The organism is Skermanella pratensis, from assembly GCF_008843145.1.
In the GTDB taxonomy this organism is placed as follows: Bacteria; Pseudomonadota; Alphaproteobacteria; order Azospirillales; family Azospirillaceae; genus Skermanella; species Skermanella pratensis.
The window spans coordinates 3250545-3276015 of record NZ_CP030265.1 but is presented as its reverse complement, the minus strand read 5'-3'; the positions used below and the strand labels follow the sequence as shown (position 1 = coordinate 3276015).

Below are 25471 nucleotides of genomic sequence, written 5' to 3'. Positions count from 1 at the left end.
CTGCCTTGCATGTCCGAACGCCATGCGTTCATCGAATACAACTAACTCTCTGAAGGTGTCTTACGAAGTCGAAACAAGGCCGGTCCGGATCACGCCGGGACCCCGGCGCTTCCCGGCTGTGCGGATTGGTCCGGCGTCGGTGCCGGCTCCTGCCGGCGCAGCGTGGCCGAGATCTGCAGCAGGCGGTCTCGGAGCAAGGCCGGCCGGATCGGCTTGGTGAGGAAGGCCGAGACTCCGGCGGCGCGGGCCAGTTCCACAAGCTTGGCCTGGGCGTGGGCGGTCAGGAAGATGACCGGGATCTGGGAAGGGGGCGCCTGCGGCGGGACGACGCCGGCGGGCCGGGTGCCCGCGCGGAGATGCCGCAGGAAATCGATCCCGTTGACGGGGGACATCTGGATGTCGCTGATGATGATGTCCACTTCGGTGGTCGCCATCATCTCCAGCGCCATCCCTGCGCCGTTCGCCTCGGCGATCGTGCGCACGCCGAGGTTCCGCAGGATCGACAGGATCAGGTTCCGCGTGAAAGTGTCGTCTTCAACGACCAGAAGGCTGATTTCGTCGAGTCTCAGTCCGGCGGCCATGGGCGCTCACTTCAGGAAGGGGTGGCCCGCGGCCTACTCCATGCGGAGTAATGCCGGCAGGTTCCAGTAGCTTTACTTTAGAATGCAATCCGTTTCCACGGTTGAATGAGGCGCCTTGGGACGCCTGGGGCATGGTGCCGCTGGCCCTTCTTCCGATTGCGGAGTTCCGGGAGATGCACGCACTGTCCGGCATGCATGGAGCCATGCGGGTGGAGTCATGCGGCGTGACGGCGGGGAACAGGCGGCGGCATGGGTGATCGGGGACCGGGAGACATGATCCGGGCCGGCGGACTTGCGGTGGCGCTGGCCGCCTACGGCCTGTCCGGCGCTCCGGCGCCGCCCGGGATCGGCTGGACCGAGGCGGTCATGGCCGCGGGACTGGCCTGCGCCCTGGGGCTGGTCCGCCCCCTGTGCGTGGGGAGCGGATTGATGCTGACCGCCCCGTCCGCCAGGCTGCACGAAGTCGTGGGCACGGCGGCGTTCCTCTACCTCCTCTGGGTTCCCCTGCTGGGTGCTGCGGTCGCCGGGGCGGCGCCCGAGGATGTCGTCCGCGACGTCGTGCCGCTGGGCTTCTTTTTCCTGCCGGTGCTGCTGGCTCCGGCGGGGCCGCTCGCAAGCCGTCTGCTGCCCGCCGGCCTGGCCGGCGTCGGCCTGCTGTTCGGCCTGCGCTGGTGGTGGCCGGGCGTCGATGTCGGGTCGGTCGGGCGGGCTGCCATGGCGGAGGGCGACCTGTACCTGCTGAACAGCCCGGCCGTGCTCTTCGCCGCGGTCTGGCTGCCGCTGGAAGGGGCCGCGGGGTTGGTGCGCCGGCGGCGCTCGGGCTCGGCGATCCTCGCCATCGCGGGATCCGCCCTGATGGTCGCGGCGGGTGCCGTCGCGGCGGCGGCGCTCGCGGGAGCCGTCCATCGCGCGGCGATCCTGACGGCCGTTGCCGCGGTCGCCTGCCGCGTCCTCATCCTGGGGCGGCGGACCCCGCTGATCCTGGGGGCCATCGCCCTGGCCGGCGGCGGAGTCGCGGTCGCGCTGCAGGACACGATCCTCGGAACGGTCGCGCAGATCGCCTGGAAAACCGAAATCTACGGCCTGAACGAGCGGGCTTCCGAGGCGGCGGCCGTCGCCGACCACATCGGCTCCTCGTTTGCCTCCCTGGTGTTCGGCGCCGGCTGGGGAGCCCTGGTGCGAAACCCGGCGGTCGGGGAGATGTGGGTTTCCTACACCCATTCCTTCGCGACCTACATGCTGCTGAAGACCGGCATCGCCGGCATGATCGCCGTCGTGGCTTATCTTCTGTCGCTCGTCCCGCCGCTGGTCATGCTGATGAAGCGGGAGACCGCCCTGGCATTCGGGCTTCTGCCGCCCCTGGCGATCGGGCTGTTCGCCCATACCAGTTTCAAGTATCTCTGCTTCGGTCTGATCCTGTCGATCATCACCACGCGTACCGCGCAGTATCGCGACCTCCGGGCTTAATCCTCTTGCCTGCCCGGTTCGGGAATGCTTCTGTATGCGTGTATCGCGCAGGGTTGGGATCTCTCAGGGTGTGCAAGCCGTCCATCCTCTTCATAAATCGTGTGTTTCCGCCGGACCGGGGAGCAACTGGGCGTTGCCTCTACGACCTCGCCGCGCGGTTCGCCTCGCACGGGTGGCGGGTTTCGGTCCTGGCATGCGGCGCCCCCGACGCCCCCTCGGATGCTCCCGAGGGGGTCGGCGTGACCCGGGCGGGGAACCGGATCGGCGGCTCCGCCGCAGGCGGCCTGGGTTACCTCTCGGCCCTGCGCCGCCTCCATCACGCGGCGTCGCGGATGCCCCGTCACGACCTGGTCGTCACCATGACCGACCCGCCGATGCTCGCGGTGCTCGGGCCGCTGCTCGGCCGGCGCTGGGGATGCGGCGTGATCCATTGGTCGCATGACCTCTATCCGGACTTGTTCCCCGTCATCGGCGTCAGGTTGCCATGGCCAGCCCTGTCGCTGCTGCGCCGGGCCGCCACGGCGGCGCTGCGCCGGTGCGACGCGGTGATCGCGATCGGCTCCTGCATGGCGGACCGGCTTTCCGACCAGGGCATCCCGGCCCAAAGGATCGTTACCATTCCGAACTGGTCCGATCCGGTGATCCGCCCGATCCCGCGGGAGGGCAATCCGGTGCGCGCCGCCCTGGGCCTGGGGGGGCGCTTCACGGTCGCCTATTCGGGGAACTTCGGGCTCGCCCATCCGATGGATGCCGTGCTCGACGCCGCTTTCTCCCTCGCCGTGAGCGCGCCCGACATCGCCATGCTTCTTATCGGGGAGGGGCGGGGACTGCCGCGCGTGAGGCGCGCCGTCGAGCGGAACGCCCCAAAGAACCTGCGGCTCCTGCCCCTGCAGCCGTCCGGGACCCTTGCGGCCAGCCTGGGGGCTGCCGACCTGCATCTCGCCGTCATGGACAGGCGCGCGGAAGGCATGCTGGTTCCCAGCAAGGTGGCCGGCGCCCTGGCCGCGGGGCGGCCCTGCATCCTGCTCGGCCCGACGGGCAGCGCGGCGGCGCGGATGCTGGTGGAGAACCGCTGCGGAACCGTCCTCGACCCCGATGACGGGGAGGGCTTGGCGGCGGCGATCCAGTCCCATGCCCGCGATACCGCTTTCCACCGCGCCGCGTGCGAGCGGGCACGGGCGACGGCTGCGTCGTGGTCGGTCGACCGGGCCGCCGATGCCTTCCTGAACGTGGCGGTCTCGGTCGTCCGCACCGCCTCCGGCGGCGAGACGGCGCGACCGTCGGCGCCCTCCCGCTGCATGACCGTCGGCGGCGGCTGACATGTCCCTCGACAAGGACCTGATCGGCCCCCTGGGCGAAGTCCAGAAACTGCTGCGCCACGGCGTGATGATCGCGCTTGCCGGCCGCCGCCTGATCCTGGGCGTCACGGCGCTTTCGGCCGTCTGCGCCGTGCTGGCGCTACGCCAGATCGAGCCCGTCTTCACCGCCACCCTGATCGTCGGGCCGACCGCCGCGGGCGGACTGCTCGGCCGCGCCGCTCCGCTGCCGGCGATACCGCCGGGCAGCGAGACTTCGACCGTCCAGGGTGCCGGCGAGACCATGTCGAACTATGAGCGTTTCCTTTACGAGGTCACGTCCTTTCCCGTCGCCGAGGAGCTTGCGGCCGCGCCGGAGGTGATGCGCCGGGTGTTCGAGCGGATGTGGGATGCCGACGCCGGCATCTGGGTGCCCGACAACTCTCCCATGCCGCGGCTGCGCCGTTTCTTCAACGGGCTGGTGGGCCGGATCCCCTGGACCGAACCCGATGCCCGGACCCTGGTGCGATACCTGCAGAAGGAGGTGCGGATCCAGCAGGTCGGCATCACGCCGCTCCGCCGGATCACCTACCGACATGCCGATCCCGAGTTCGCGCGGCTTCTGCTGAACCGGCTGTATGCCACGACCGAACGGCAACTGCGCTCCATGGCCGTCCGGGACAACGGCAGGATGATCGGCGAGATTTCGCGCAAGATCGGGATCACGCAGGATCTCGGGCACGTCCAGGCGCTTCGGTCCCTGCTGATCGCCCATGAACGATTCGCCATGATGATGGACGTGGACCTGCCCCTGGCCGCGAACCTGGTTCAACCGGCCATGGCCGAGGCCGTGCCGGACACGCCCGATCCCGTCATCGTGGTGGCGATCGCGGTCGCCGCGGGGTTCGTGGCGGGGCTCTGCCTCGTCTTCATCCGAAGCGCCGACCTGCGCGATTTCCTGAAGGCCGCAGGACGGTGAAACCTGTTCCGGTACCCGTCTCCGTCCCTGTCTCCGTCATCGTCATGACGCGCGACGAGGCGGCGAACATCCGGTCCTGCCTAGGTGCGCTCCGCCACTTCGACGAAGTCTTCGTCGTCGATTCGGATAGTGGGGACGGAACCGCCGCCCTGGCGGAAGAGATGGGCGCGCGGGTCGTGCCGTTCAGGTGGAACGGCAGCTATCCCAAGAAGAAGCAGTGGTGCCTGCAGACGCTCCCGTTCCGGCATGACTGGGTGCTCTTCGTCGATGCGGATGAACGGGTCTCCGACGCATTGGCCGACGAGATCGCGAGCCTGTTGAAATCCGGACCGCGGGCGGCCGGATACTTCATCGCCGGACAGCCGGTCTTCGCGGGAAAGCCCCTGAGGTTCGGCGCCTGGAACAGCAAGCTCGCCCTGCTGCACCGGCGTCGGGCTGCCTTCCCGCCCTTTCCCGACCTCGATGTGGAGCGCATGTGGGAGGTCGAGGGTCATTACCAGCCCTGCCTGGACGGGCCTGCGGGAAGTTTGCGCGGCCGGATGATACATCACGACGCAAAACCGCTATACGCGTGGTTCGACAGGCACAACCGGTACTCGGACTGGGAAGCGGCGCTGATCGCGGACGACCGCTGCCATATCTTGGCGGAGCGTGAGAAAGGAGCGCGCCGTCAGCTCAAGCGGATTTTCCGCCGGCTGCCGGCACGCGCCCTGTCGATCTTCCTGCACAGCTATGTGCTCTGCCTGGGCTTCCTCGACGGGGTCGACGGATGGGACTATGCCGTCGCCCGGGCCTTCTACTACTGGCAGATCGCGGTCAAGGCACGGGTCCGACGCCACGGACCCGTGCTATAGCCGGAGCTTCAGGTGCCGGTTCCTTCACTATCTTTGGTTTCGCCACCCAAAGCTTTGATCAATTCGAAAGCACGGCGGCGGACAGTGGGATCCCCGATACGATAGTAAGCGCGGACCAGTTCAAGGGTCTCCCGCTTCGCCATCGACTCGAATTCATCGGTCTCCGTCGGCTCATGGATGACATCGGCGCCTTCGGGCAGCGGCTGCCCGGTCGGCATATCCTCGAAGAAGAAGCCGACGGGAACGTCGAGCACCAGTGCCAGATGATATAAACGGCTCGCGCTGATACGATTAGCGCCTCGCTCATACTTCTGCAGCTGCTGGAAAGTAATGCCGACAGCCTCTCCGAGCTTCTCCTGGCTCAGGCCCAGCAAGGTTCGGCGCAGTCGGAGTCTCGCCCCAACATGTATGTCAATTGGATGGGGCCCTTCACCGCGACGCGAGATCGTGTTCGCAGTTGCGGGTTGGGACTTTTTCGATTTCATCTTCTACCCCTGAGTACTTGCCCGGCGATTAAGGTGTAGCGCATAAATTTAGATTTCAAAAGGACTTATATGGCTCAAATGTCAAGACCTTTCGCGTGCATGATGTCGAGTACGGTGCAACCTGTAGAGCGTACCCTCATCTGGTTAGGAAAAACCGAATATGCGTAGTACAGGTTCCACACATATTACACGTGTGAGTGGTGTCTTGGCTACTCGTACATCCGGCGGCATCGACAAATTTCATAAAAAGCCGGAAATCCGCGGCGCGTGAGCATCGCCAGAGATTGCACCACCATTATTAAAAAGCAGGAAATGGCGGAAAGGCGCAGATATTGACGGCGAATGCGGGTTTGGTCGCGTCGACCGACCGAAGCCATCGCCTGGGATAGACCGCCAGGTGCAAAAATAATCAATGCCTCTCGCAATCGCGCGACTCGGGCACTTCGGGATAGTGTCGATATCGTAAACGCATAGTCCGCCCCAACCTTAAATGACAGGTCGTAGCTCAGGTCCGCGACCGCGGAGCGCCGGTAGATCATCGCCTGGTGGTGGGTGAACATGCCGTACCAGACCGTCCGGTGCGATCTCGCCGGCTTCCGCAGCAGGGTTCCCCGGGGGGTGCGTTCCAAGGCGTCGCAGTACAGGAAGTCAGGCGAAGCGTGCGCCCGTATCACCGCCGCGAGCCGCTCCAGGCTGTCGGGCGAAGCCAGCTCGTCGCCGGCATTGAGGAACAGCAGATAGTCGCCGGTCGCGGCGGCCATGCCGATGTTCATGGCGTCGTAGAGCCCCCGGTCGGGGCCGGAGCGCCACCACGCGATCTCCGGAGCGAAACGGGCGATGTCGTCACGGGTGCCGTCCTCCGACCCGCCGTCGACGACGATCCAGGCGAAGTTCCGGCAGGACTGGCGGCGCAGGCTCGACCTTGTCCGCCCCAGCCCTTTTCGGTCGTTGAGCACCACCGTGATGATGCTGAACAGCGGCCCGGGCGACGTGTCGCTCCTCATCGGTCGGTCAGCACGAACACGGCGGCCGCGGCGACCGCCAGCTGGCTGAGCAGGCCGCCGACATTCTGCGTGAACCTGAAGAAGTGGAACGGCTCCGGGTCGCGGGGTACGATGATGGTCGAGCCGGGCAGCAGGGCCGTCTGCTGATGGTTCCAGAAGCTTATCTTCAGGGGCTGGGCGCTGCCGTCCGGCTTCATCACGAACGCGCGCGACGCGTCTGCATACTGGGTTGTTCCGCCCGCTTCCCCGATGTAGTCGTCGGCATTCTTCGCGGGTGAGAACTGCAGGCTGGCCGGGGCAAGCACCTCTCCCGCGACCGTCACGGTCAGGGGACGCTTCGGAAAGAAGATGCGGTCTCCCGGTTCGAGCACGATGTCCAGGTCGGGGTGGAGCGCCAGCCTTGCAGGATCCGCCTCAACCGTGATCCGCCCGATGGGCTGCGCCTCGCGGAACTCGGTCGACAGGTTGCGGGCCTGCTCGATCTGGGCGGCCGGCGGCGGGTCCGGCCGCGCCAGGACGACCGAGATGTCTCGCTCGATGTTTCGGGCAATGGCCGCGAAGGCGTCCGTCTGCTGTCGGCGCACGCTCTCGCGCGCAAAGATCGCCCCGGCCGGATATGCCTGCTCCGTCAGCCCACCGGCCCTCTTGAGCAGGGACGACAAGCGTTCGCCGCGGATCACGTCGAAGCTGCCGGGGCGTTTCACCTCGCCTTCTATGGTGACGGCGTAAGGCTCCCGGTCGTCGAACAGGGGATTGACCCGCACCGCGTCCCCGGGACCCACGTTCGCCGCGAGTCCGTTGGCCGCGTCGAGGGACACGACCCGCCTGGCGCTGGTCACCGACCCGGGGTCTCCCGGCGGCTCCCGGCCGGTGATCTCGACGCTGTTGCGGTCGGCCAGATCGCTCAGGCCGCCCGCCGCCGCAAGCAGCAGGTCCAGGCCGACGGCTCCGTCCACCGGGTAGGCGCCCGGTTCCCTCACGGCGCCCCGGACATCGACGGAACGATCGGCCATCAGGGTCAGGAGGGCGGGCGACATCATTTCCCCGGGACCTGCGCTGCCGCCGGCGGGCGCCGTCCCGGCCTGGCCGGCTCTCCCCGGGTTCCCGGCCGCGGATGCCATGGCTGCGCGGATGTCCGCGAAGGAGAACAGCCTCACCGTGTCGCCGTCGGCCAAGGGGCGGTCCGAAAATCCCTGGATGACCTCGTGCGGCGAGAAGGCGATCAGCCGGCCGGTCAGGCGCCGCCGGTCATACCTTTCGATCACGCCGAACAGCGGGTAAAGATGGCTGAGCGCCTGGTTGGCGTTGCCGAGAAGCGAGCGCAGCGACGGTGTCTGCGAGAGCAGCCGCGTGCCCGGAAATCTCGTATGGCCGGCCAGTTCGATCCGGGGCGCGACCGAGTCGACGATGTCGCCGACCCCGGCGCCCGCCGGGACGGAGCCGCTTTCCCCGGCGAAGGCCGCGTCCGACACGACCCCGAGCTTCTTGTGGCCGCCGCCCGCCGCGCGCGACAGGGTGGCGAGATCCGACCGGTCCGCCGCCGGGTAGAATCCCGGCCGGATGACGCCGCGCACCAGCACCGCATGCTCCATGGCGAAGGCGAGCAGGTCGGGGTGATCGTCGAACACCCGGGGGCACGGCACCGTGGACGGCGTCAGGTCCTTCGCGGCGCGGGCCAGCGGTCCGCGGGCGAGCACGCCTTCGGGATCGCCCGACAGGCGCCGGGCCAGGACCTCGAGGCCCGCGCACTCCGCCGGAGCGCGGCTCCGGCCGCCCCGGCGCAGCAGGTCGAGGACCGGCTGGGAGGAGAGAAAGGCGATGTCGGACGAACCCAGCACGATGAGGGTATCGCCGCCGGCCAAGAGCCGGTCGGATCTCGCGTCCAGGACGGCCTGGAGATCGACCGGCGAAAGCACCCGCGCAAGGCTCCGGGGATCGGTGGTCTCCAGGGCCGCGAAGGGAAGGTACGGGTCGGTCAGCAGGTCGACCGACCCGACCAGGGATGCCAGGGTCTCCGCACCGGCGAGTGCCCGCGGTCCCGGCTGGCGCACATGGCCCGTGACGGTCACCGTGCCCCGGCGATGGTCGCGGGTCGGGGTCACGATCAGGAGGTCGCCGGCCGCGACGGTCCGGATCCGGGATTCGTCCGGGTCGCCGGCCGCCTCGTCGGGCACCTCGGCGCCGTTCCCGCCCAAGGCAAAGCGCACGATGCGGACCGGGGCCGGCTGGATCGGCCCCGCCGCCAGGGCCACGGCGTCGGCCAAGGACAGGGCGCCGCCGTCCGCCTGCGCCTCTGCCGGAGCCAGTTCATAGATTCCCGGGCGTTTGACCTCCCCCGCGACGGCGATGGTCGGGCCGATCGGCGGAACCACGATCCGGTCGCCGTCCCGCAGGGCGGGGTCTGATCCGTCGAGACCCTGGAGCAGGCCGTAGAAGTCGACTGTCCGCGAGGTGCCGCCGCGGATCAGCCGGATGGTCCGCAGGCTTCCGAGGCGGTCCACGCCGCCCGCGGCCTGGAGCGCGTCGAGCATCGTTCCGGAACCGGATATTTCATGACGTCCCGGAGTGGCCACGGCACCCGTGACCAGGATGCCCATCCTTCGCATGCCTTCAAGCGACAGGAACGCCTCGTGCCCGGCCATGCTGAGCGTCACCTCCGCTTCGAGCTGGCGGCGAAGCTCGGCGATCGTGCGCCCGGCCGCGCGCAACGGCCGGAGGTGGTCGACGACCACGTCTCCGTTGGAGTCCACCATGTATCGGCGGTTCGACGGATACGCCGCCCCATGGATGGTTATCCTCAACTCGTCGCCCGGGCCGAGCAGATAGTCGTTCTGCGCCGTGCCGAAGGACGGCGGCACCTTTCCCGGTCTGGGAGCGAAAAGCTCGTAGCCGTAAAGCTTCATCGGAGCCCCGGCCCGGCGGCTGAACGCGGCCTCGATCGGACTGGACGGTCCGGCCGCATCCTCGGGCAGGCGCCCGCCGGCGTGGTGCCGGTCGGCCCCGATCGCGGATCCGATAAGGAATAGCAAGACCAGCGCCGACGGTATCAACCGGGCGATGAACCTGCACGTAGCAGCAAGCATTGTCTGTCGTTCGTTCGTGGGCGTGAATCGGAAGCGAATATGCAACCCGATTCAACGTGCAGACTATTGCATGCTCTTTAAAGGGAGGCAATCGGCGGAAGGTGCCTACCCGCGGTTATCACGCCGATGCGCAGGCCGTCGCAGAAAGGAGGCGGGCCGTGGCCGCGGCTGCGGCATTTTCGCCGATCGGGCGGCCACGGTACCTTGGCGGTCGACTCCGGCGGGCTGGTCAGCGCCGGACTTGCCGCTGGCCATCCAAGGTGAGGATCGGATCGTAAAGCTCGGGACGGCGATCGCGGAACAGGCCCCAGGAGGAGCGCGCCGCGCGCAACCGGTCGAGGTCGAACGTGGCCGTCAGCACCGCCTCCTGGTCGCGCGGTGCCTCGACCACCTTCTCGCCCTGGGGGCCGGCGATGAAGGACGATCCGTAGAAGGTGATGCTGGAATTCTCGGCTTGTTCGATCCCGATGCGGTTGCTGGCGACCAGAGGCATCAGATTCGCGCCGGCGTGCCCCTGCATGACCCTCTGCCAGTGGTCGCGGCTGTCGATGCCCGCGTCCTGTGGCTCGGAGCCGATCGCGGTCGGGTAGAACAGGACTTCCGCCCCCATCAGCGCCATGCAGCGCGCCGACTCGGGGAACCATTGGTCCCAGCAGATCGCCGCTCCGATCGTCGCGTAGCGGGTCTTGAATACCTGGAAGCCCGTGTCGCCCGGATTGAAGTAATACTTCTCCTGGTATCCCGGCCCGTCCGGGATATGGGACTTCCGGTAGGTCCCGAGCATCCGGCCGTCCGCGTCGATCATGGCCAGGGAGTTGTAATGGGCATTGTTCGCCCGTTCGAAGAAGCTGACGGGAAGCACTACCTGCAGTTCGGCTGCCAATGCGCTCATACGCCGCAGGACGGGATGATCGTCGACCGGCGCCGCCAGCGCGAACAGTTCCTGTTTTTGATCCTGGCAGAAATAAGGCGTTTCAAACAGTTCCTGCAGCAGAATGATCTGCGCGCCCTCGCGGGCGGCATGGCGCACGATCCGTTCCGCCGTCGCCACATTGGCTTCCCTGTCCCAGGTGCAGCTGGTCTGGGTCGCGGCAAGTGTCACGTTTCTCATCATTCTCCTCACGAAACGGTCGGGCCCGTGGATCGATGGGCCGCGTGGAAGGCCGGGTGGAAAGCCGGTCAACAGATGGGTGCAGGTGCCTGCGGATAGTAGGGGTTTGCGGGAGGACGGCTGGCGACACGTGCGGCGGAGGCCCGGGAAAGGCGCCGGGGGAGATCTGGGGACCAGCGGCAGACCATTCGCCCTAGGTTCGAAATCTCAGCTAATTTTCTCCAGTTAAGAGAGAGTTTACGGACTGGCGATACGGTCCCGCGTGTCAGGGCAATAGATAAGAAACCACTGCATCACATAAGTACGAAGTAGTCTATTCGTTCGATATCGAATCAATCATCCGGCTGGTTGCCTCGGGTGAAGTAGTGAATTGGAGAGTGAAAAAATATTATCGATGCACCTAATCTTTCTCTAAAAACGATTGGCCACGATGCATAGTGGTGCCATTATGCAAAGGGGCTCAACAAACAGTTATTTTCGGTCGAAAGTATTTGAAGTGTATCCGCCGCACCATAGGTAAGAACTATGGATGCAGAAACAGTTTCGCCGCCATGGACTATGAGAGAATCTTTACATGCCCGAAAGTTTCGCGAATTTTGGCAGGAAGACACAATATGCGTCCGAGAGGCCGCACGGACAGTCAAATCCGCAGAGCGACAACAGTGTCGGCTATGTGGTGAGAGACGTTCACCGGGCTTTCTCACGTTCATTGCAGGCCAAAATCGCTGCCCATGGCGTAAGCATGGGACAATGGTTCTTTCTTCGTGCTTTGTGGGATGAAGACGGACTAACGCAACGCGAACTCAGCCAGCGCGTCGGCATGATGGAGCCGACTACTGTCACCGCCCTCAACAGCATGGAACGGCGTGGCCTCGTGGAGCGCGTCCGCAACCCCCATGACCGCCGGAAAGTGAATATCTACCTGACGCCCAAGGGGCGCGGGCTTCGCGACGTCCTGCTGCCCTGCGCTGCGGATGTCAGCGAACAGGCGACCCGCGGCATTGAACACGCGGATCTCGTCATGGCTATCAACGTCCTGCACCGCATGATGGTCAATCTCGGCGAGAACGGCGAGGCCATCTGACGACGGGGCCGACTTCGGCCGTCGTTGTCAGCGAATCAGTCTTCGTCGTCGGGCGTGTGAGCCGGCATCGCGGCGCCGTCGAGGCGCGCGCCCTCCAGCTTGACATCCTTGAGGTTGGCGTCGATCAGGATCGCATCCGTCAGATCGGCGAAGCTGAGGTCGGCGCCGTTAAGATTGGCTCCGCGCAGGTTGGTCCGGCGAAGACTGGCCCCGATGAGCTTCGCCTCGCTGAGGTTGGCGGGCCACATCCGGCCGGTTGCCTTGCCGGTAGGGCCCTTTATGTCGACCGACCCCAGTTCCGCGCCGTCCAGCCGCGCCCCGCTTAGATCGCTGCCGCGGAAATTGGTGCCGTCGAGCGTCGCGTTCGACAGGTTGCACTCCCTGAGGTCTGCGAGCGAAAGGTCGGACATGACCAGGAGCGCCTCGGAGATGTTGGCGCCGACCAGCTTGATACCCTTCAGGTTGGCGCCCGACAGGTTTACCCCGGTCAGGTCGATATGGGCCAGGTCCTCTGACTGCAGGTCGGCGCGCTGGCCGGCGGCGCCGTTGCTGTTGATCCAGTTGTAATGCCCTTCGAGGCTGCGCTGGATCCTCAGCGAGAAGTTCTCCGCCGCGCGGGCGATGTTGGCGCCGGTGCAGTCCGCGCCGGACAGATCCACCCCCTCCAGCTTGGCCCCCAGCAGGTCGGCGTTCTTGAGGATCGCCCCTGCGAGGATGGCGCCGGCGAGGTTGCAGTCGCGCAGCACCGCTCCGGACAGATTGGCGCCGCTGAGATTGACGCCCTTCAGGTCGGCCCTGGAGAGGTTGGAGTTCTTGACATTGGCACCGCTGAGATTGACGCCGGTCATGATCGCGCCCTGGCAGTCCGCCCCGGACATGCTGACCTCCGACATGTCGGCGCCCGACAGATTGGCCCGGGACAGCAGGGCGTCGTCGAAATTCGCTCCAGTGAGGTCGGACTTGAGCACCTGGGTGCCCGAAGAGCGGCCGTCGAGCAGGGCGCCCCCTCGCAGGTCGGCTTCCCGGAGGATCGCTCCCTTCAGACGGGCGCCCCGCATGTGGGCGCCCCTCATGTCGGCCCGGTAGAAATTGCAACCCGACATGTCGGCCTTGGTCATGTGCGCCGCGAACATGTCCGAATAGCTCAGGTTCGCCTTGTTCATGTCGCAGCCCGACATGTTGGCGCCCGACAGCTTCGCCGACTGCAGGTTGGAGCCGGCCAGGTGCATCCCCTGGAGATCGATCATCGCAAGATTGGCACGGACCCCCCCGGCCCGTTTGCTCAGCCAACGCTCATGCTTGTCGAGGATGGCGACCAACTCGTGTGGGGTCATGAAGTGGTCCGTTCGAAAGGGGGGGTGCGGGACAGGTCGCGGCTGAGTGGCGGGATCGAGGTCGAACGGCGTTCCCCGGTACCAAACGCCGTTCGGCAATGTGCCGGAAAGCGGTTAAGATCACGTTGCCGAGCCTGGATGCGCACCCGGAACCTGGCCGGTCCTCCCACAAGCGGGTTGACGATCGCCCCTGAATCGATGAACACCTCCGGGCGGTCGGCCGTTATCGTGCCGGAAACCCCTGTCGGGGGGCCACCATGACTCTGGATGCAAGGAAGCGGAACATGCCGTCAGGACACACCGTGGTTGCGTTCGATACCGAACTGACCACGCTGCACAGGAAGATCGCCGAGATGGGCGGCCTTGCCGAGGAGCAGTTGATGCGTGCCATGGAGGCCCTGGTCTCCCGCGACGAGAACCTCGCGAGCAGCATCATCGGCCGCGATGCCGAGATCGACCGGGGCGAAGCCGAGGTGGAGGCCCTCGCGGTGCGGGTTCTCGCCCTGCGCCAGCCGATGGCGAAGGACCTCCGGCAGGTCATCACGGCGCTCAAGGTCAGCACGAACCTGGAGCGGATCGGCGACTTCGCGAGCAACTGCGCCAAGCGGGTGATGGCGCTGTCTCAAGTGCCGCCGGCCGGCCCGATGAAGTCCCTCAACCGCATGGGGATCACCACAGCCGGCATGGTCCACGACGTGGTGAAGGCCTATGTGGACGAGGATTACGATCTCGCGATGGCGGTGCGTGACCGCGACGCCGAGGTCGATGCAGTCTACACCAGCCTGTTCCGGGAGCTGTTGACATACATGATGGAGTCGCCCCAGCAGATCACCGCCTGCACGCACTTGATGTTCATCGCCAAGAACCTTGAGCGTGTCGGCGACCACGCCACCAACGTCGCCGAGACCGTCTGCTTCCTGGTCAAGGGCCGCCTGCCCAGCGAGGAACGGATGAAAGAGGACTTGAGCAGCTTCACGGTGGTCAACCCCCGCGAGCCCCAAGGATAACTCCGGGACGAACGGTCGGTGCCGCCCCGGCGGGACGGGTATGTCGCCTTCCGATTTACCCGCGGGGCGGCGGATGTTCTTTCGCACTGCGGCGGCGCGCGGTATCATGCCGCATCATTGGGTTGGCGGGATGACGCTGAATGAAATCTGCCGATAGTGCCCGCTTTTGACGATGGCGCCGGATACCTCGCTTCCCGCCGCCCTTTCCTCCCGAACCGAGCAGCCCCGCCTGAAAATCCACGGCGCGGCCCGGGTCCGATTCGAGCATCGGGCCGGGACGACGCGGCTCGCCAACCTCTATCATCACGACCCCCTGCGGGTTCTGTTCCCAAACCCCCGGGTCGGCGACCTCCCGATCGCCACCCTGGTCACGACGTCCGGCGGGCTGGTCGGCGGCGACCGGCTGGACATCGCGATCGAGATCGGACCCGGCGCCTCTGCGCTGGTCACGACCCAGGCTGCCGAGAAGATCTACCGGTCCACCGGTGCCGACGTGCAGGTATCCGCCGACGTGACGGTCGGGCCGGACGGCTGGCTCGAATGGCTGCCGCAGGAGGCGATCCTGTTCGACGGCGCTCGGCTGCGCCGCGCCACCACTCTCGGCTTGGCGGGCTCCGCGCGCCTGATGGCCGGCGAGCTCCTGGTGTTCGGCCGGATCGCGCGCGGCGAACGGTTCACCCGCGGGCTCGCGCGCGACGCCTGGGAAGTCCGCCGGGACGGCAGGCTGGTCTGGGCCGACGCCTTGCACCTGGACGGCGACATCGGGAGCATCCTGGATCACCCGGCCTGTTTCAGGGGGGCCACCGCCTATGGCACGATCCTTTATGCCGCATCCGACGCCGCGCGGCATCTGGACGCCGCGCGCGGCATGATCAACACTGTAGTGTCCGAGGCGCCGCCCGGCGTTCTCGCCGCCGCGACCTGCCTGGACGGCATGCTGGTCATCCGCTGGCTCGGCGACCGGGCGCACCATGTGCGGCGCGCCTATGCCTGTTTCTGGGCCGGGTTCAGGGCTCACGTCGCCGGGCTGCCGGCGCGTCTGCCCCGCCTGTGGGACGTGTGAGAGGTGCCGCGCATGATGCCTCAGACAATGCAAGTAGGGACGGAGCCATGAACCTTTCACCGCGTGAGAAGGACAAGCTGCTGGTCGCCATGGCGGCGATGGTGGCACGGCGCCGGCTGGAGCGGGGCGTCAAGCTGAACTATCCGGAGGCGATCGCCCTGATCACCGATTTCGTCGTCGAGGGCGCCCGCGACGGCCGGAGCGTAGCCGAGCTGATGCGGGACGGCGCGGAAGTGCTCACCCGCGACCAGGTGATGGAGGGGATCCCGGAGATGATCCACGAGATCCAGGTCGAGGCCACCTTCCCCGACGGCACCAAGCTCGTCACCGTCCACCTGCCGATCCGCTGAAGGAGATTGCCATGATTCCCGGCGAGTTGCTGGTCCGGCCCGGAGAGATCGACCTGAACGAGGGGCGGGAGACCGTCAGCCTGGATGTCGCCAACACGGGCGACCGTCCGATCCAGGTCGGTTCCCACTATCATTTCTACGAGACCAACGGGGCGCTGTCCTTCGACCGCGAGAAGGCGCGCGGCTTCCGGCTGGACATTCCCGCCGGCACGGCGGTCCGGTTCGAACCCGGCCAGACCCGCACGGTCAACCTTGTCGCCTATGCCGGCAACCGCGAAGTCCACGGCTTCACCGGCAGGATCAACGGCAAGCTGTAGTCCAGAAGTCCCTCCATCAGGTTTCCATCCATCCGGGGAAAACGTCCGCCATGGCCTATCGCATCGACCGCTCCGACTATGCCGCCATGTTCGGTCCCACCACCGGCGACCGCGTCCGCCTCGCCGACACCGGACTGATCGTCGAGGTCGAGGCGGACCACACCATCTATGGCGAGGAGGTCAAGTTCGGCGGCGGCAAGGTGATTCGGGACGGCATGGGCCAGTCCCAGGTGACCCGCCAAGGCGGCGCCGTCGATACCGTCATCACCAACGCCCTGATCATCGACCACTGGGGCATCGTCAAGGCCGACATCGGCATCCGGGACGGCCGGATCGCCGCCATCGGCAAGGCCGGAAACCCCGACGTGCAGCCCGGGGTCACGATCGTCGTCGGCCCCGGCACCGAGGTGATCGCGGGCGAGGGGAAGATCGTCACGGCCGGCGGACTCGACGTGCATATCCACGCGATCTGCCCGCAACAGGCGGAGGAGGCGCTCTACAGCGGCGTCACCACGCTGATGGGCGGCGGGACGGGACCGGCGGCGGGGACCTCCGCCACGACCTGCACGCCGGGGCCGTGGCACATCGCCCGCATGCTCCAGGCGGTCGAGGCGCTGCCGGTCAATTTCGGCCTGTTCGGCAAGGGCAACGCCAGCCAGCCGGCGGCCCTGGTCGAGCAGGTCAGGGCAGGGGTGTGCGCGCTGAAGCTGCACGAGGACTGGGGAACGACGCCTCAGGCCATCGACACCTGCCTGACCGTCGCGGACGACATGGACGTCGCGGTGGCGATCCATACCGACACGCTGAACGAATCGGGTTTCGTCGAGGACACCGTCGCGGCCTTCAAGGGCCGCAACATCCACGCCTTCCATACCGAGGGTGCCGGCGGCGGCCACGCGCCCGACATCATCAAGCTGTGCGGCCTGGGCAACGTGCTGCCCAGCTCGACCAACCCTACCCGGCCTTTCACGGTCAATACGGTGGACGAGCATCTGGACATGCTGATGGTCTGCCACCACCTCGACCCGCGCATTCCCGAGGACGTCGCCTTCGCCGAGAGCCGTATCCGGCGCGAGACCATCGCCGCCGAGGACATCCTGCACGACCTCGGCGCCTTCTCCATGATCTCCTCGGACAGCCAAGCCATGGGGCGGGTCGGCGAGGTGATCATCCGGACATGGCAGACGGCCGACAAGATGAAGCGCCAGCGGGGAGCGCTTCCGGAGGAGCGGGGCGACAACGACAATTTCAGGGTCAAGCGCTACATCGCCAAATACACCATCAACCCCGCACTGACCCATGGCGTGGCCGACCATGTCGGCTCGGTCGCGATCGGCAAGCTGGCGGACCTCGTGATCTGGTCGCCGGCCTTCTTCGGGGTCAAGCCCGACATGATCCTGAAGTGCGGCATGATCGCCGGCGCGGTCATGGGCGATCCCAACGCCTCGATCCCGACGCCCCAGCCTGTCCACTACAGGCCCATGTTCGGGGCGATGGGCAGGGCGCTGACGGTCAGCTCGGTCACCTTCGTCAGCCAGGCCGGGCTGGAGAATGATCCCGCCGCCCGGCTCGGCCTGATGCGGCCGCTTGTGCCTGTCCGGGGCATCCGCTCCGTCGGCAAGAAGCAGATGGTCCACAACGACATGACTCCGGTGATCGAGGTCGATCCCGAAACCTACGAGGTGCGGGCCGACGGCCAGCTCTTGACCTGCGAGCCCGCGGACGTGCTGCCGCTGGCCCAGCGCTACTTCCTGTTCTGAGATCCGATTTCCTGGGACCCCGCATGCTCCGCCGCGCCACCCGAGTCCACGCCGCCGGCCACTGGCCCTCCGACACCGCCGCCGGGACCGTGACTCTCGCCTTCGACGACCGCTTCCGCCGCCGGATCCAACTCAACGACGACTCGGGGGCGCCGTTCCTGCTCGACCTGCCGCGCGCCGTGGTCCTGAACGACGGCGACGCCCTGGAACTGGACGACGGCACCTGCATCGCGGTGCGCGCCGCGGACGAGGATCTGGCCGAGGTGACCTGCGCCACCCCGGAGACCCTGGCCCGCATCGCCTGGCACCTGGGCAACCGGCATCTTCCGGTCCAGATCGCGGGCGCCGCCGTGCGGCTCCGCTGGGACCATGTGATCGTGGAGATGCTTCGGGGGTTGGGCGCCGACGTGGTCCGGCTGCATGCGTCCTTCACGCCGGAAGCCGGCGCCTATGCCCACCATGACCACTGAGCCCGAGGTCCCCGGGCCTACCGCCGCCGGGCCTGCTGCCATCGGGCCTGTGGATCTCCGGCATCTGACGCGGCTGCTCGCCTGGATGTCGCCGGGCTTTCCCATCGGCGGCTATACCTACAGCCACGGCATCGAGTACGCGGTCGAGGCCGGACGGGTCCGGGACCGCGATTCGCTGGTCTCCTGGATCGAGGCGATCCTGCTGCATGGTGCGGGATGGACCGACGCCGTCCTGTTCATGGCCGCCGCCCGCGCGGTCGGGCAGGGAGACGAAGCGGCCCTGCGGTGGGGGGCGGAGCGAGCCGACGCGATGCGCGGCAGCAGCGAATTGGCGCTGGAGAGCGCCGCCCAGGGGACCGCGTTCCTGGCGACGGTGCAGTCCACTTGGCCGCCCGCCGGGCTTGACCGCTGGGCGAAGGTGCTTGCCGATAACGGCCGGCCGCCGGCCCACGCGGTCGCCGTGGCTGTCGTCACGGCCTGCGCCGGCATGGACGCCAAGGCGGCGCTGTGCGCGTTCCTGCACGGTTTCGCGGCCAATCTCGTCTCCGCCGGGGTGCGGCTGGTCCCGCTCGGCCAGACCGACGGGCAGCGCGCGATAGCGCGGCTCGACCCTGTCCTGCACCGGGTTGCCTCCGATGCCTTCGACGCCGATCCCGCCGACCTTGGATCCAGGGCGCCCCTGGTCGACTGGGCCGCGATGTCCCACGAAACACAGTATACGAGGTTGTTCCGCTCATGAGCCAAGCTGCCGAATCCGCACCGGCCCAACCCAATTCGATCGTCCGTTCCCACACCGGTCCCCTTCGGGTCGGCATCGGCGGCCCGGTCGGCTCCGGCAAGACCGCGCTGGTCGACGCCCTGTGCAAGGGCATGCGCGACGCCTGGGACGTCGCCGCGATCACCAACGACATCTACACCCGCGAGGACGCCGAGTTCCTGACCCGGAGCGGCGCTCTGGACCCGTCCCGCATCCTGGGGGTGGAGACGGGCGGCTGCCCGCACACGGCGATCCGGGAGGATGCCTCGATCAATCTGGCGGCGGTCGATCAGTTGAACGCGCGGTTCCCCGACCTGGACCTGATCTTCGTCGAATCAGGCGGCGACAACCTGGCCGCCACCTTCTCCCCCGAGCTGGCCGATCTGACCATCTACGTCATCGACGTATCGGCCGGGGACAAGATCCCGCGCAAGGGCGGCCCCGGCATCACCCGCTCCGACCTGCTGGTGATCAACAAGATCGACCTGGCGCCGCTGGTCGGCGCCAGCCTGGAGGTGATGGACCGGGACGCCCGCCGGATGCGCGGCGAACGGCCGTTCCTGTTCAGCAACCTGAAGTGCGGGCAGGGGCTGCCGGAAATCATCTCGTTCATCGTCCGCGCCGGCGGCCTGCCGCCGCCGGGCTGAACGCCGAACGACTCCGGACCGGGCGGCAAGGAACATCGCGGCCTGTCAACTTGTTTCTTCAGCGGTTATCTCGAACCGAAATGGAGAGGCAAGCGTGAACAAGGTCATCGACGATATCTATGAAAGGGTGGCCGGCGGGGAAGAGAACCTTTCCCAGGTCGAACGCTGGACCTCGATGCTCGGCGGCGTCGTGCTGGCAGCCGCCGGACTGCGCCGGGGCGGCGTGCAGGGCGCCATCATGGGCGTGGCCGGCGGCTTGCTGGCCGCGCGCGGCATGGGCGGCCATTGCGCGATCAAGGCCATGATCAACGAACGTTCAAGCCACGACGAAGACATGTATTCCGGGGATTTCCTGGAATCGGAACGCCGCCGCGCCGACGACCGCCTGGACCGGCCCTGGAACCGGGTGGACGAGGCGGCCGACGAGAGCTTCCCGGCGAGCGATCCGCCGTCCTACACGCCGGGCCGCGCCTAACCCGTCCGGCGACACGCCGACATCCGACGCCTGATGCGCGCCGGCTCCGCCAGGAGCCGGCGCGCATCGTTTCTGCAACCGGTATTGCCAGCGTGCGGCATCGGTATCCTGCTTGTATTTCAAGCATTTCCGGAATGATCGACTGTTCCGTAAACACTATGAAATTACTGTCCATGTGTGCTAAGTTGCATCCGCCTGTGTAGGGAACGGCGCGTTCCGTCGCAGGACACCGCGCCGCGGACAAAACCATAATGCGGTCCCGAAGGGGCCGAGCGCGACGCACGTGCAAACCGGGGGAGGCGAATGCAGGGCGAGAACATACTTGAAACCCGGAATCTGACGAAGGAATTCAAGGGCTTCATCGCGGTCAAGGACGTCAACCTCCAGGTCCGCCGCGGCAGCATCCACGCCCTGATCGGCCCCAACGGCGCGGGCAAGACCACGGTCTTCAACCTGCTGACCAAGTTCCTGATCCCGAGCGGCGGCCAGATCCTGTTCAACGGCGCCGACATCACGCGGGTCAAGCCGGCCGACATCGCCCGGCGCGGCCTCGTACGCTCGTTCCAGATCAGCGCCGTCTTCCCGCACCTGACCTGCCTGGAGAACGTACGGGTGGCGCTGCAGAAGCGCCTGCGCGGCGACAACTTCGACTTCTGGCGCTCGGAGAAGGTGCTGGAGGCGCTGGACGGCCAAGCCGGGGAACTGCTCGAGTCGGTCAACCTGGCGGCCTACCGCGACATTCCCGCGGTCGAGCTGCCCTACGGCCGCAAGCGCGCGCTGGAGATCGCCACCACGCTGGCGCTGGAGCCGGAGCTGATGCTGCTGGACGAGCCGATGGCCGGCATGGGCCACGAGGACATCGACCACACCGCGGCGCTGATCCGCAAGGTCTCGGCCAACCGCACCATCCTGATGGTCGAGCACAACCTCTCCGTCGTGTCCGACCTGTCGGACACGATCACGGTGCTGCGCCGGGGCGAGATCCTGGCCGAGGGGCCTTACGCGACGGTGTCCAAGGACCCGCAGGTGATGGAAGCGTACATGGGGACGGGACATGCCTGACGGGGCCGCGACGACGACAGGGATGCTGGAGATCCGGGATCTTCACGCCTTCTACGGCGAGAGCCACATCCTGCACGGCGTCAGCCTGGACGTCCGGCGGGGCGAGGTGGTGACCCTGCTGGGACGCAACGGCGCCGGCAAGACCACGACGATGCGCTCGATCATGGGCATCGTGGGCCGGCGCACCGGCTCGATCCGGCTGAACGGGACGGAGCTGACGGGGCTGGCGTCGAACCGGATCGCCCGGCTGGGGATCGGCTACGTGCCGGAGGAGCGGGGCATCTTCTCCAGCCTGAACGTGGAGGAGAACCTGATGCTGCCGCCCACGATCAAGCCGGGCGGCATGGACGTGGAGGCGATCTACCGCCTGTTCCCGAACCTGAAGGAGCGGCGGAAGAGCCAGGGGACGCGGCTGTCGGGGGGCGAGCAGCAGATGCTGGCGATCGGGCGGATCCTGCGCACCGGGGCCGACCTGATCCTGCTGGACGAACCGACCGAGGGGCTGGCGCCGGTGATCATCCAGCAGATCGGCCGGGTGGTGCGGGAGCTGAAGCAGAGCGGCTTCACCATCCTGCTGGTCGAGCAGAACTTCCGCTTCGCCGCCACCATCGCGGATCGCCACTACGTGATGGAGGAGGGGCACATCGTCGACATGATCCCGAACGACCAGCTCGAAGCCAACATGCACAAGCTGCACGAATATCTCGGCGTCTGATCGGGGCGCCGGAAAGCCGGACAGGCAAAACCGGGCGCGTGCCCGGAAAACGATCAACAACAATCATGATGAATAGGGATGCTGAACATGCTCAAGAAACTTCTCGCCGGCACCGCGACGCTCGCTCTGGCGGTCGGCGCCGTCACCGGAGCCGCCAATGCCCAGATCTCCGGCGACACGGTCAAGATCGGCGTCCTGACCGACAAGTCGAGCCTCTATGCCGATGTTTCGGGTGAGGGCTCCGTCGTCGCGGCCCAGTTGGCGGTGGAGGAGTTCGGCGGCAAGGCGGCCGGCAAGCCCGTCCAGGTCATCTCGGCGGATCACCAGAACAAGGCCGACATTTCGTCGAACATCGCCCGGCAGTGGTTCGATACCGAAGGCGTCGACGCCATCGCCGACCTGGTAACCTCCTCGACCGCGCTCGCCGTGCAGGAAGTCGCCCGGGACAAAGGCAAGGTGACCCTGATCTCCGGCGCCGCGACCTCGCGCCTGACCGGCGACGCCTGCTCGCCGACCGGCTTCCACTGGGCCTACGACACCTATGCGCTCGCGGTCGGCACCGGGCGCGCGATGGTCCAGGAAGGCGGCAAGACCTGGTTCTTCCTGACCGCCGACTATGCATTCGGCCACTCGCTGGAAGCCGACGTCACCCGGGAGGTCAAGGCACTGGGCGGCGAGGTCAAGGGCAGCGTCCGTCACCCGCTGAACAACTCTGATTTCTCGTCCTTCCTGCTCCAGGCCCAGGGATCGGGCGCCCAGGTGATCGGCCTCGCCAATGCCGGCACCGACACCACCAACTCGATCAAGCAGGCGGCGGAGTTCGGCATCACCAGCTCGGGGCAGTCGCTCGCCGGGCTGCTGCTGTTCATCTCCGACGTGGACTCCCTTGGGCTCCAGATCGCCCAGGGCCTGTCGCTGACCACCGGCTTCTACTGGGACATGGACGACGAGACCCGCGCCTGGTCTGCCAAGTACGAGCAGAAGACCGGCAAGAAGCCGACCATGGTCCAGGCCGGCGTCTATTCGTCGGTCCTGCACTATCTGCGCGCCGTCGACGCCGCCGGCACCGACGACGGTCTGAAGGTCGCGAACAAGATGAAGGAACTGCCGGTCAAGGACATGTTCGCCAAGAACGGCAAGATTCTGGCCAACGGCCGCATGGCCCACGACATGTATCTGGCGCGCGTGAAACAGCCGTCGCAGTCCAAGGGACGCTGGGACTATTACGACATCCTGCGCACGATCCCCGCCGACGAGGCGTACCAGAAGGCGGAGCTGAGCGGTTGCCCCTTCACCAAAAAGTGAGTCCCGGTCGATCCGAACGATAGGGAGGAACCGACAATATGATGGAGCTGCTGGGGGTTCCGCCCCAGGTCCTGTTCGGTCAGCTCCTGCTGGGGCTGATCAACGGGTCCTTCTATGCCCTGCTGAGCCTCGGGCTGGCCGTCATCTTCGGCATGCTCAACGTCATCAACTTCGCGCACGGCGCCCAGTACATGCTGGGCGCCTTCGCGGCGTGGATGCTGCTGAAGTTCGCCGGGATCAACTACTGGGCCGCCCTGGTGCTGGCTCCGGTGCTGGTCGGCCTGATCGGCGTCGTGCTCGAGAAGCTGATGCTCAGCCGGCTGTACAAGCTCGACCACCTCTACGGCCTGCTGCTCACCTTCGGCCTGGCCCTGATCATCGAGGGGATGTTCCGCCACTGGTACGGCGTGTCCGGCCAGCCCTACCCGATCCCCCAGGCGCTCGCCGGCGGCTACAACCTGGGCTTCATGTTCCTGCCCACGTACCGCGGCTGGGTCGTCGCCGTCTCCGTGGTGGTCTGCTTCGGCACCTGGTTCATGATCGAGCGCACCAGGCTGGGAGCCTACCTGCGCGCCGCCACCGAGAACCCGGTGCTGGTCCAGGCCTTCGGCATCAACGTCCCGGTCATGATCACCGCGACCTACGGCTTCGGCGTGGCGCTCGCCGGCCTGGCCGGCGTGCTCGCGGCGCCGATCTACCAGGTCAACCCGCTGATGGGCTCGCACCTGATCATCGTCGTCTTCGCGGTCGTCGTGATCGGCGGCATGGGCTCGATCCTGGGCGCCGTGCTGACCGGCTTCATGCTGGGCATCCTGGAGGGCTTCACCAAGGTGTTCTACCCCGAGGCTTCCAACATCGTGATCTTCGTCGTGATGGCCGTGGTGCTGCTGATCAAGCCGGCCGGTCTGTTCGGACGGGAGAAGTAAGCCATGGCAACCCAATCCCATACCGACGCTCTCCGGGCCGGCGCCGCGGCGCCCGCCCGGCGGAGCCCGCCCGCGCTGAAATGGGCGGCGCTGGCGGCGCTGCTGGTGGTGGCGCTGGTCGCCCCGTTCCAGTTCTACCCGGTGTTCCTGGCCAAGGCGCTGTGCTTCGCGCTGTTCGCCTGCGCCTTCAACCTGCTGATCGGCTATGTCGGGCTGCTGTCGTTCGGCCACGCCGCGTTCTTCGGCTCGGCCGCCTACGTGACCGCCCACGCGGTCAAGGTGTGGGGCCTGACGCCGGAGCTGGGCATCCTGCTCGGCGTGCTGGTGGCGGCGCTGTTCGGCCTGGCGTTCGGCTTCCTGGCGATCCGGCGGCAGGGCATCTACTTCGCGATGGTGACGCTGGCGCTGTCGCAGATGGTGTTCTTCCTGGCGCTCCAGCTGCCGTTCACCGGCGGCGAGGACGGCATCCAGGCGGTGCCGCGGGGCTATCTGTTCGGGCTGATCGACCTGGGCGACAACCTTGCCATGTACTACTTCGTGCTGGCGGTGTTCCTGGCCGGCTTCCTGCTGATCCACCGGACGATCCACTCGCCGTTCGGCCAGGTGCTGAAGGCGATCCGGGAGAACGAGCCGCGGGCGGTGTCGCTGGGCTACAAGGTGGACCACTACAAGCTGGCGGCGTTCGTGATGTCGGCGGCCCTGGCCGGCCTGGCCGGCGGGACCAAGGCGATCGTGTTCCAGCTGGCGTCGCTGACCGACATCACGTGGCAGATGTCGGGCGAGGTGGTGCTGATGACGCTGCTGGGCGGCCTGGGCACCATCTTCGGCCCGGTGGTCGGCGCCTTCCTGGTGGTCACCCTGCAGAACTACCTGGCCGGCACGCAGTTGCCGGTGACCGTGGTGACCGGCGTCATCTTCGTCGTCTGCGTCCTGCTGTTCCGCCGCGGCATCGTCGGCGAGATCGGAGCATTGCTCAAGTCCAGGGGCTGAGCTTTACCGGCCGCGATCTTGGACGGCGGCTTCGGCCGCCGTCTTCGTTTTTCCATCGTCGTGTAATCAAGGCCTTGCCGTGCGTCACATCGACGCGGCGGCAAGATTTGACGGGTTCTGTGCCGGACGGGCAGCTTTGACCTCTATCCAAAGTGCAGTTGCAATGCACGGAAGCGACGACCAAATCTTTGTGTGCGCTGCAACTAAGATAAATATTAAATGTCGATTTTTATCCCTTCGCTGAAGTTTCACGTAAAGTTACTTTGCTGCACCCGCGATATCGTGATATAGCAGCGCAACAAGGACAGTTAAGAGAACGTTAACGTGCCGTCCGGCTTTGGCTCGGACGC

The 25471-nt window shown here is 66.8% G+C and carries 25 protein-coding genes; 19 read left to right on the top strand and 6 right to left on the bottom strand.

The window, feature by feature from the left end; translation table 11 throughout:
• Positions 1–89: 89 nt before the first annotated feature.
• Positions 90–581: a response regulator gene (locus DPR14_RS14885; RefSeq protein ID WP_158045843.1), complete on the bottom strand. Its 492-nt coding sequence runs from the start codon at positions 579–581 to the stop codon at positions 90–92.
• A 249-nt stretch (positions 582–830) separates the two neighbouring features.
• On the opposite strand from DPR14_RS14885, the gene DPR14_RS14880 reads away from it, so the two are divergent.
• From DPR14_RS14880 to DPR14_RS14865, 4 genes are read left to right on the top strand one after another with little or no spacing between them, the layout of a single operon-like run.
• Positions 831–2048 carry a hypothetical protein gene (locus DPR14_RS14880; RefSeq protein WP_158045842.1) on the top strand — a complete coding sequence of 406 codons (1218 nt, stop codon included), beginning with the start codon at positions 831–833 and terminating at the stop codon, positions 2046–2048.
• A 38-nt stretch (positions 2049–2086) separates the two neighbouring features.
• Positions 2087–3367 carry a glycosyltransferase family 4 protein gene (locus tag DPR14_RS14875; RefSeq protein WP_343038653.1) on the top strand — a complete coding sequence of 427 codons (1281 nt, stop codon included), beginning with the start codon at positions 2087–2089 and terminating at the stop codon, positions 3365–3367.
• Position 3368: 1 nt separating this feature from the next.
• Positions 3369–4322 (top strand): GumC domain-containing protein, encoded by a 954-nt coding sequence (locus DPR14_RS14870; protein ID WP_158045841.1) that lies wholly within the window; start codon positions 3369–3371, stop codon positions 4320–4322.
• Positions 4319–5176: a glycosyltransferase family 2 protein gene (locus DPR14_RS14865; RefSeq protein WP_246148185.1), complete on the top strand. Its 858-nt coding sequence runs from the start codon at positions 4319–4321 to the stop codon at positions 5174–5176. Before DPR14_RS14870 ends, DPR14_RS14865 begins: the two co-directional genes overlap by 4 nt.
• 8 nt (positions 5177–5184) lie before the next feature.
• Here DPR14_RS14865 and DPR14_RS14860 read toward each other — a convergent pair whose 3' ends face one another.
• The 4 genes from DPR14_RS14860 to aguB form a co-directional block, all read right to left on the bottom strand.
• Positions 5185–5661 carry a helix-turn-helix domain-containing protein gene (locus tag DPR14_RS14860; RefSeq protein WP_158045840.1) on the bottom strand — a complete coding sequence of 159 codons (477 nt, stop codon included), beginning with the start codon at positions 5659–5661 and terminating at the stop codon, positions 5185–5187.
• A 209-nt stretch (positions 5662–5870) separates the two neighbouring features.
• Entirely contained in the window at positions 5871–6665 is a 795-nt protein-coding gene (locus DPR14_RS14855) for a glycosyltransferase family 2 protein (protein WP_158045839.1), read from the bottom strand.
• Complete coding sequence (locus tag DPR14_RS14850) at positions 6662–9694, bottom strand: SLBB domain-containing protein (RefSeq protein WP_211103778.1); 3033 nt, start codon at positions 9692–9694, stop codon at positions 6662–6664. The genes DPR14_RS14855 and DPR14_RS14850 overlap by 4 nt, the downstream gene beginning before the upstream one ends.
• Positions 9695–9977: 283 nt before the next feature.
• Positions 9978–10859: an N-carbamoylputrescine amidase gene (gene aguB, locus DPR14_RS14845; RefSeq protein WP_211104046.1), complete on the bottom strand. Its 882-nt coding sequence runs from the start codon at positions 10857–10859 to the stop codon at positions 9978–9980.
• A gap of 574 nt (positions 10860–11433) precedes the next feature.
• Here aguB and DPR14_RS14840 point away from each other — a divergent pair.
• Positions 11434–11943: a MarR family winged helix-turn-helix transcriptional regulator gene (locus DPR14_RS14840; protein ID WP_158045837.1), complete on the top strand. Its 510-nt coding sequence runs from the start codon at positions 11434–11436 to the stop codon at positions 11941–11943.
• Positions 11944–11978: 35 nt separating this feature from the next.
• On the opposite strand, the gene DPR14_RS14835 is transcribed toward DPR14_RS14840, so the two are convergent.
• Entirely contained in the window at positions 11979–13277 is a 1299-nt protein-coding gene (locus DPR14_RS14835) for a pentapeptide repeat-containing protein (RefSeq protein ID WP_158045836.1), read from the bottom strand.
• A 284-nt stretch (positions 13278–13561) separates the two neighbouring features.
• On the opposite strand from DPR14_RS14835, the gene phoU reads away from it, so the two are divergent.
• From phoU to DPR14_RS14765, 14 genes are all read left to right on the top strand, one after another.
• Positions 13562–14284 carry a phosphate signaling complex protein PhoU gene (gene phoU, locus DPR14_RS14830; protein WP_158045835.1) on the top strand — a complete coding sequence of 241 codons (723 nt, stop codon included), beginning with the start codon at positions 13562–13564 and terminating at the stop codon, positions 14282–14284.
• Between the two features lie 172 nt (positions 14285–14456).
• Complete coding sequence (locus tag DPR14_RS14825; RefSeq protein ID WP_158045834.1) at positions 14457–15347, top strand: urease accessory protein UreD; 891 nt, start codon at positions 14457–14459, stop codon at positions 15345–15347.
• 47 nt (positions 15348–15394) lie between these two features.
• Positions 15395–15697, top strand: a complete 303-nt coding sequence (locus DPR14_RS14820; RefSeq protein WP_158045833.1) for an urease subunit gamma — start codon at positions 15395–15397, stop codon at positions 15695–15697.
• An 11-nt stretch (positions 15698–15708) separates the two neighbouring features.
• Positions 15709–16014, top strand: coding sequence for an urease subunit beta (locus tag DPR14_RS14815; protein ID WP_158045832.1), 306 nt, complete (start codon positions 15709–15711; stop codon positions 16012–16014).
• Positions 16015–16064: 50 nt separating this feature from the next.
• Complete coding sequence (ureC, locus tag DPR14_RS14810; RefSeq protein ID WP_158045831.1) at positions 16065–17774, top strand: urease subunit alpha; 1710 nt, start codon at positions 16065–16067, stop codon at positions 17772–17774.
• A gap of 23 nt (positions 17775–17797) precedes the next feature.
• Positions 17798–18244, top strand: a complete 447-nt coding sequence (gene ureE, locus DPR14_RS14805; RefSeq protein ID WP_158045830.1) for an urease accessory protein UreE — start codon at positions 17798–17800, stop codon at positions 18242–18244.
• Positions 18234–18983 (top strand): urease accessory protein UreF, encoded by a 750-nt coding sequence (locus DPR14_RS14800; protein WP_158045829.1) that lies wholly within the window; start codon positions 18234–18236, stop codon positions 18981–18983. The genes ureE and DPR14_RS14800 overlap by 11 nt, the downstream gene beginning before the upstream one ends.
• A complete protein-coding gene (gene ureG, locus DPR14_RS14795; protein ID WP_158045828.1) occupies positions 18980–19648 on the top strand; it encodes an urease accessory protein UreG in 669 nt (222 codons plus the stop codon). The genes DPR14_RS14800 and ureG overlap by 4 nt, the downstream gene beginning before the upstream one ends.
• Positions 19649–19742: 94 nt before the next feature.
• Positions 19743–20123 (top strand): YgaP-like transmembrane domain, encoded by a 381-nt coding sequence (locus tag DPR14_RS14790; protein ID WP_158045827.1) that lies wholly within the window; start codon positions 19743–19745, stop codon positions 20121–20123.
• A gap of 303 nt (positions 20124–20426) precedes the next feature.
• Positions 20427–21185 (top strand): ABC transporter ATP-binding protein, encoded by a 759-nt coding sequence (locus DPR14_RS14785; protein WP_158045826.1) that lies wholly within the window; start codon positions 20427–20429, stop codon positions 21183–21185.
• Positions 21178–21900, top strand: a complete 723-nt coding sequence (locus tag DPR14_RS14780; protein WP_158045825.1) for an ABC transporter ATP-binding protein — start codon at positions 21178–21180, stop codon at positions 21898–21900. The genes DPR14_RS14785 and DPR14_RS14780 overlap by 8 nt, the downstream gene beginning before the upstream one ends.
• Positions 21901–21987: 87 nt before the next feature.
• The gene (locus DPR14_RS14775) at positions 21988–23205 is read left to right on the top strand and encodes an ABC transporter substrate-binding protein (protein WP_158045824.1); all 1218 of its coding nucleotides are present in this window, start codon (positions 21988–21990) and stop codon (positions 23203–23205) included.
• Between the two features lie 38 nt (positions 23206–23243).
• Positions 23244–24131: a branched-chain amino acid ABC transporter permease gene (locus DPR14_RS14770; protein WP_158045823.1), complete on the top strand. Its 888-nt coding sequence runs from the start codon at positions 23244–23246 to the stop codon at positions 24129–24131.
• 3 nt (positions 24132–24134) lie between these two features.
• Positions 24135–25121, top strand: a complete 987-nt coding sequence (locus DPR14_RS14765) for a branched-chain amino acid ABC transporter permease (protein WP_158045822.1) — start codon at positions 24135–24137, stop codon at positions 25119–25121.
• Positions 25122–25471: the final 350 nt, after the last annotated feature.

Coding starts and splice junctions, on each gene's coding strand:
- DPR14_RS14885 (WP_158045843.1), bottom strand. CDS start 581: ATGGCCGCCGGACTGAGACTCGACGAAATCAGCCTTCTGGTCGTTGAA.
- DPR14_RS14880 (WP_158045842.1), top strand. CDS start 831: ATGGGTGATCGGGGACCGGGAGACATGATCCGGGCCGGCGGACTTGCG.
- DPR14_RS14870 (WP_158045841.1), top strand. CDS start 3,369: ATGTCCCTCGACAAGGACCTGATCGGCCCCCTGGGCGAAGTCCAGAAA.
- DPR14_RS14860 (WP_158045840.1), bottom strand. CDS start 5,661: ATGAAATCGAAAAAGTCCCAACCCGCAACTGCGAACACGATCTCGCGT.
- DPR14_RS14855 (WP_158045839.1), bottom strand. CDS start 6,665: ATGAGGAGCGACACGTCGCCCGGGCCGCTGTTCAGCATCATCACGGTG.
- aguB (WP_211104046.1), bottom strand. CDS start 10,859: ATGAGAAACGTGACACTTGCCGCGACCCAGACCAGCTGCACCTGGGAC.
- DPR14_RS14840 (WP_158045837.1), top strand. CDS start 11,434: ATGCCCGAAAGTTTCGCGAATTTTGGCAGGAAGACACAATATGCGTCC.
- DPR14_RS14835 (WP_158045836.1), bottom strand. CDS start 13,277: ATGACCCCACACGAGTTGGTCGCCATCCTCGACAAGCATGAGCGTTGG.
- phoU (WP_158045835.1), top strand. CDS start 13,562: ATGCCGTCAGGACACACCGTGGTTGCGTTCGATACCGAACTGACCACG.
- DPR14_RS14825 (WP_158045834.1), top strand. CDS start 14,457: ATGGCGCCGGATACCTCGCTTCCCGCCGCCCTTTCCTCCCGAACCGAG.
- DPR14_RS14820 (WP_158045833.1), top strand. CDS start 15,395: ATGAACCTTTCACCGCGTGAGAAGGACAAGCTGCTGGTCGCCATGGCG.
- DPR14_RS14815 (WP_158045832.1), top strand. CDS start 15,709: ATGATTCCCGGCGAGTTGCTGGTCCGGCCCGGAGAGATCGACCTGAAC.
- ureC (WP_158045831.1), top strand. CDS start 16,065: ATGGCCTATCGCATCGACCGCTCCGACTATGCCGCCATGTTCGGTCCC.
- ureE (WP_158045830.1), top strand. CDS start 17,798: ATGCTCCGCCGCGCCACCCGAGTCCACGCCGCCGGCCACTGGCCCTCC.
- DPR14_RS14800 (WP_158045829.1), top strand. CDS start 18,234: ATGACCACTGAGCCCGAGGTCCCCGGGCCTACCGCCGCCGGGCCTGCT.
- ureG (WP_158045828.1), top strand. CDS start 18,980: ATGAGCCAAGCTGCCGAATCCGCACCGGCCCAACCCAATTCGATCGTC.
- DPR14_RS14785 (WP_158045826.1), top strand. CDS start 20,427: ATGCAGGGCGAGAACATACTTGAAACCCGGAATCTGACGAAGGAATTC.
- DPR14_RS14780 (WP_158045825.1), top strand. CDS start 21,178: ATGCCTGACGGGGCCGCGACGACGACAGGGATGCTGGAGATCCGGGAT.
- DPR14_RS14775 (WP_158045824.1), top strand. CDS start 21,988: ATGCTCAAGAAACTTCTCGCCGGCACCGCGACGCTCGCTCTGGCGGTC.
- DPR14_RS14770 (WP_158045823.1), top strand. CDS start 23,244: ATGATGGAGCTGCTGGGGGTTCCGCCCCAGGTCCTGTTCGGTCAGCTC.
- DPR14_RS14765 (WP_158045822.1), top strand. CDS start 24,135: ATGGCAACCCAATCCCATACCGACGCTCTCCGGGCCGGCGCCGCGGCG.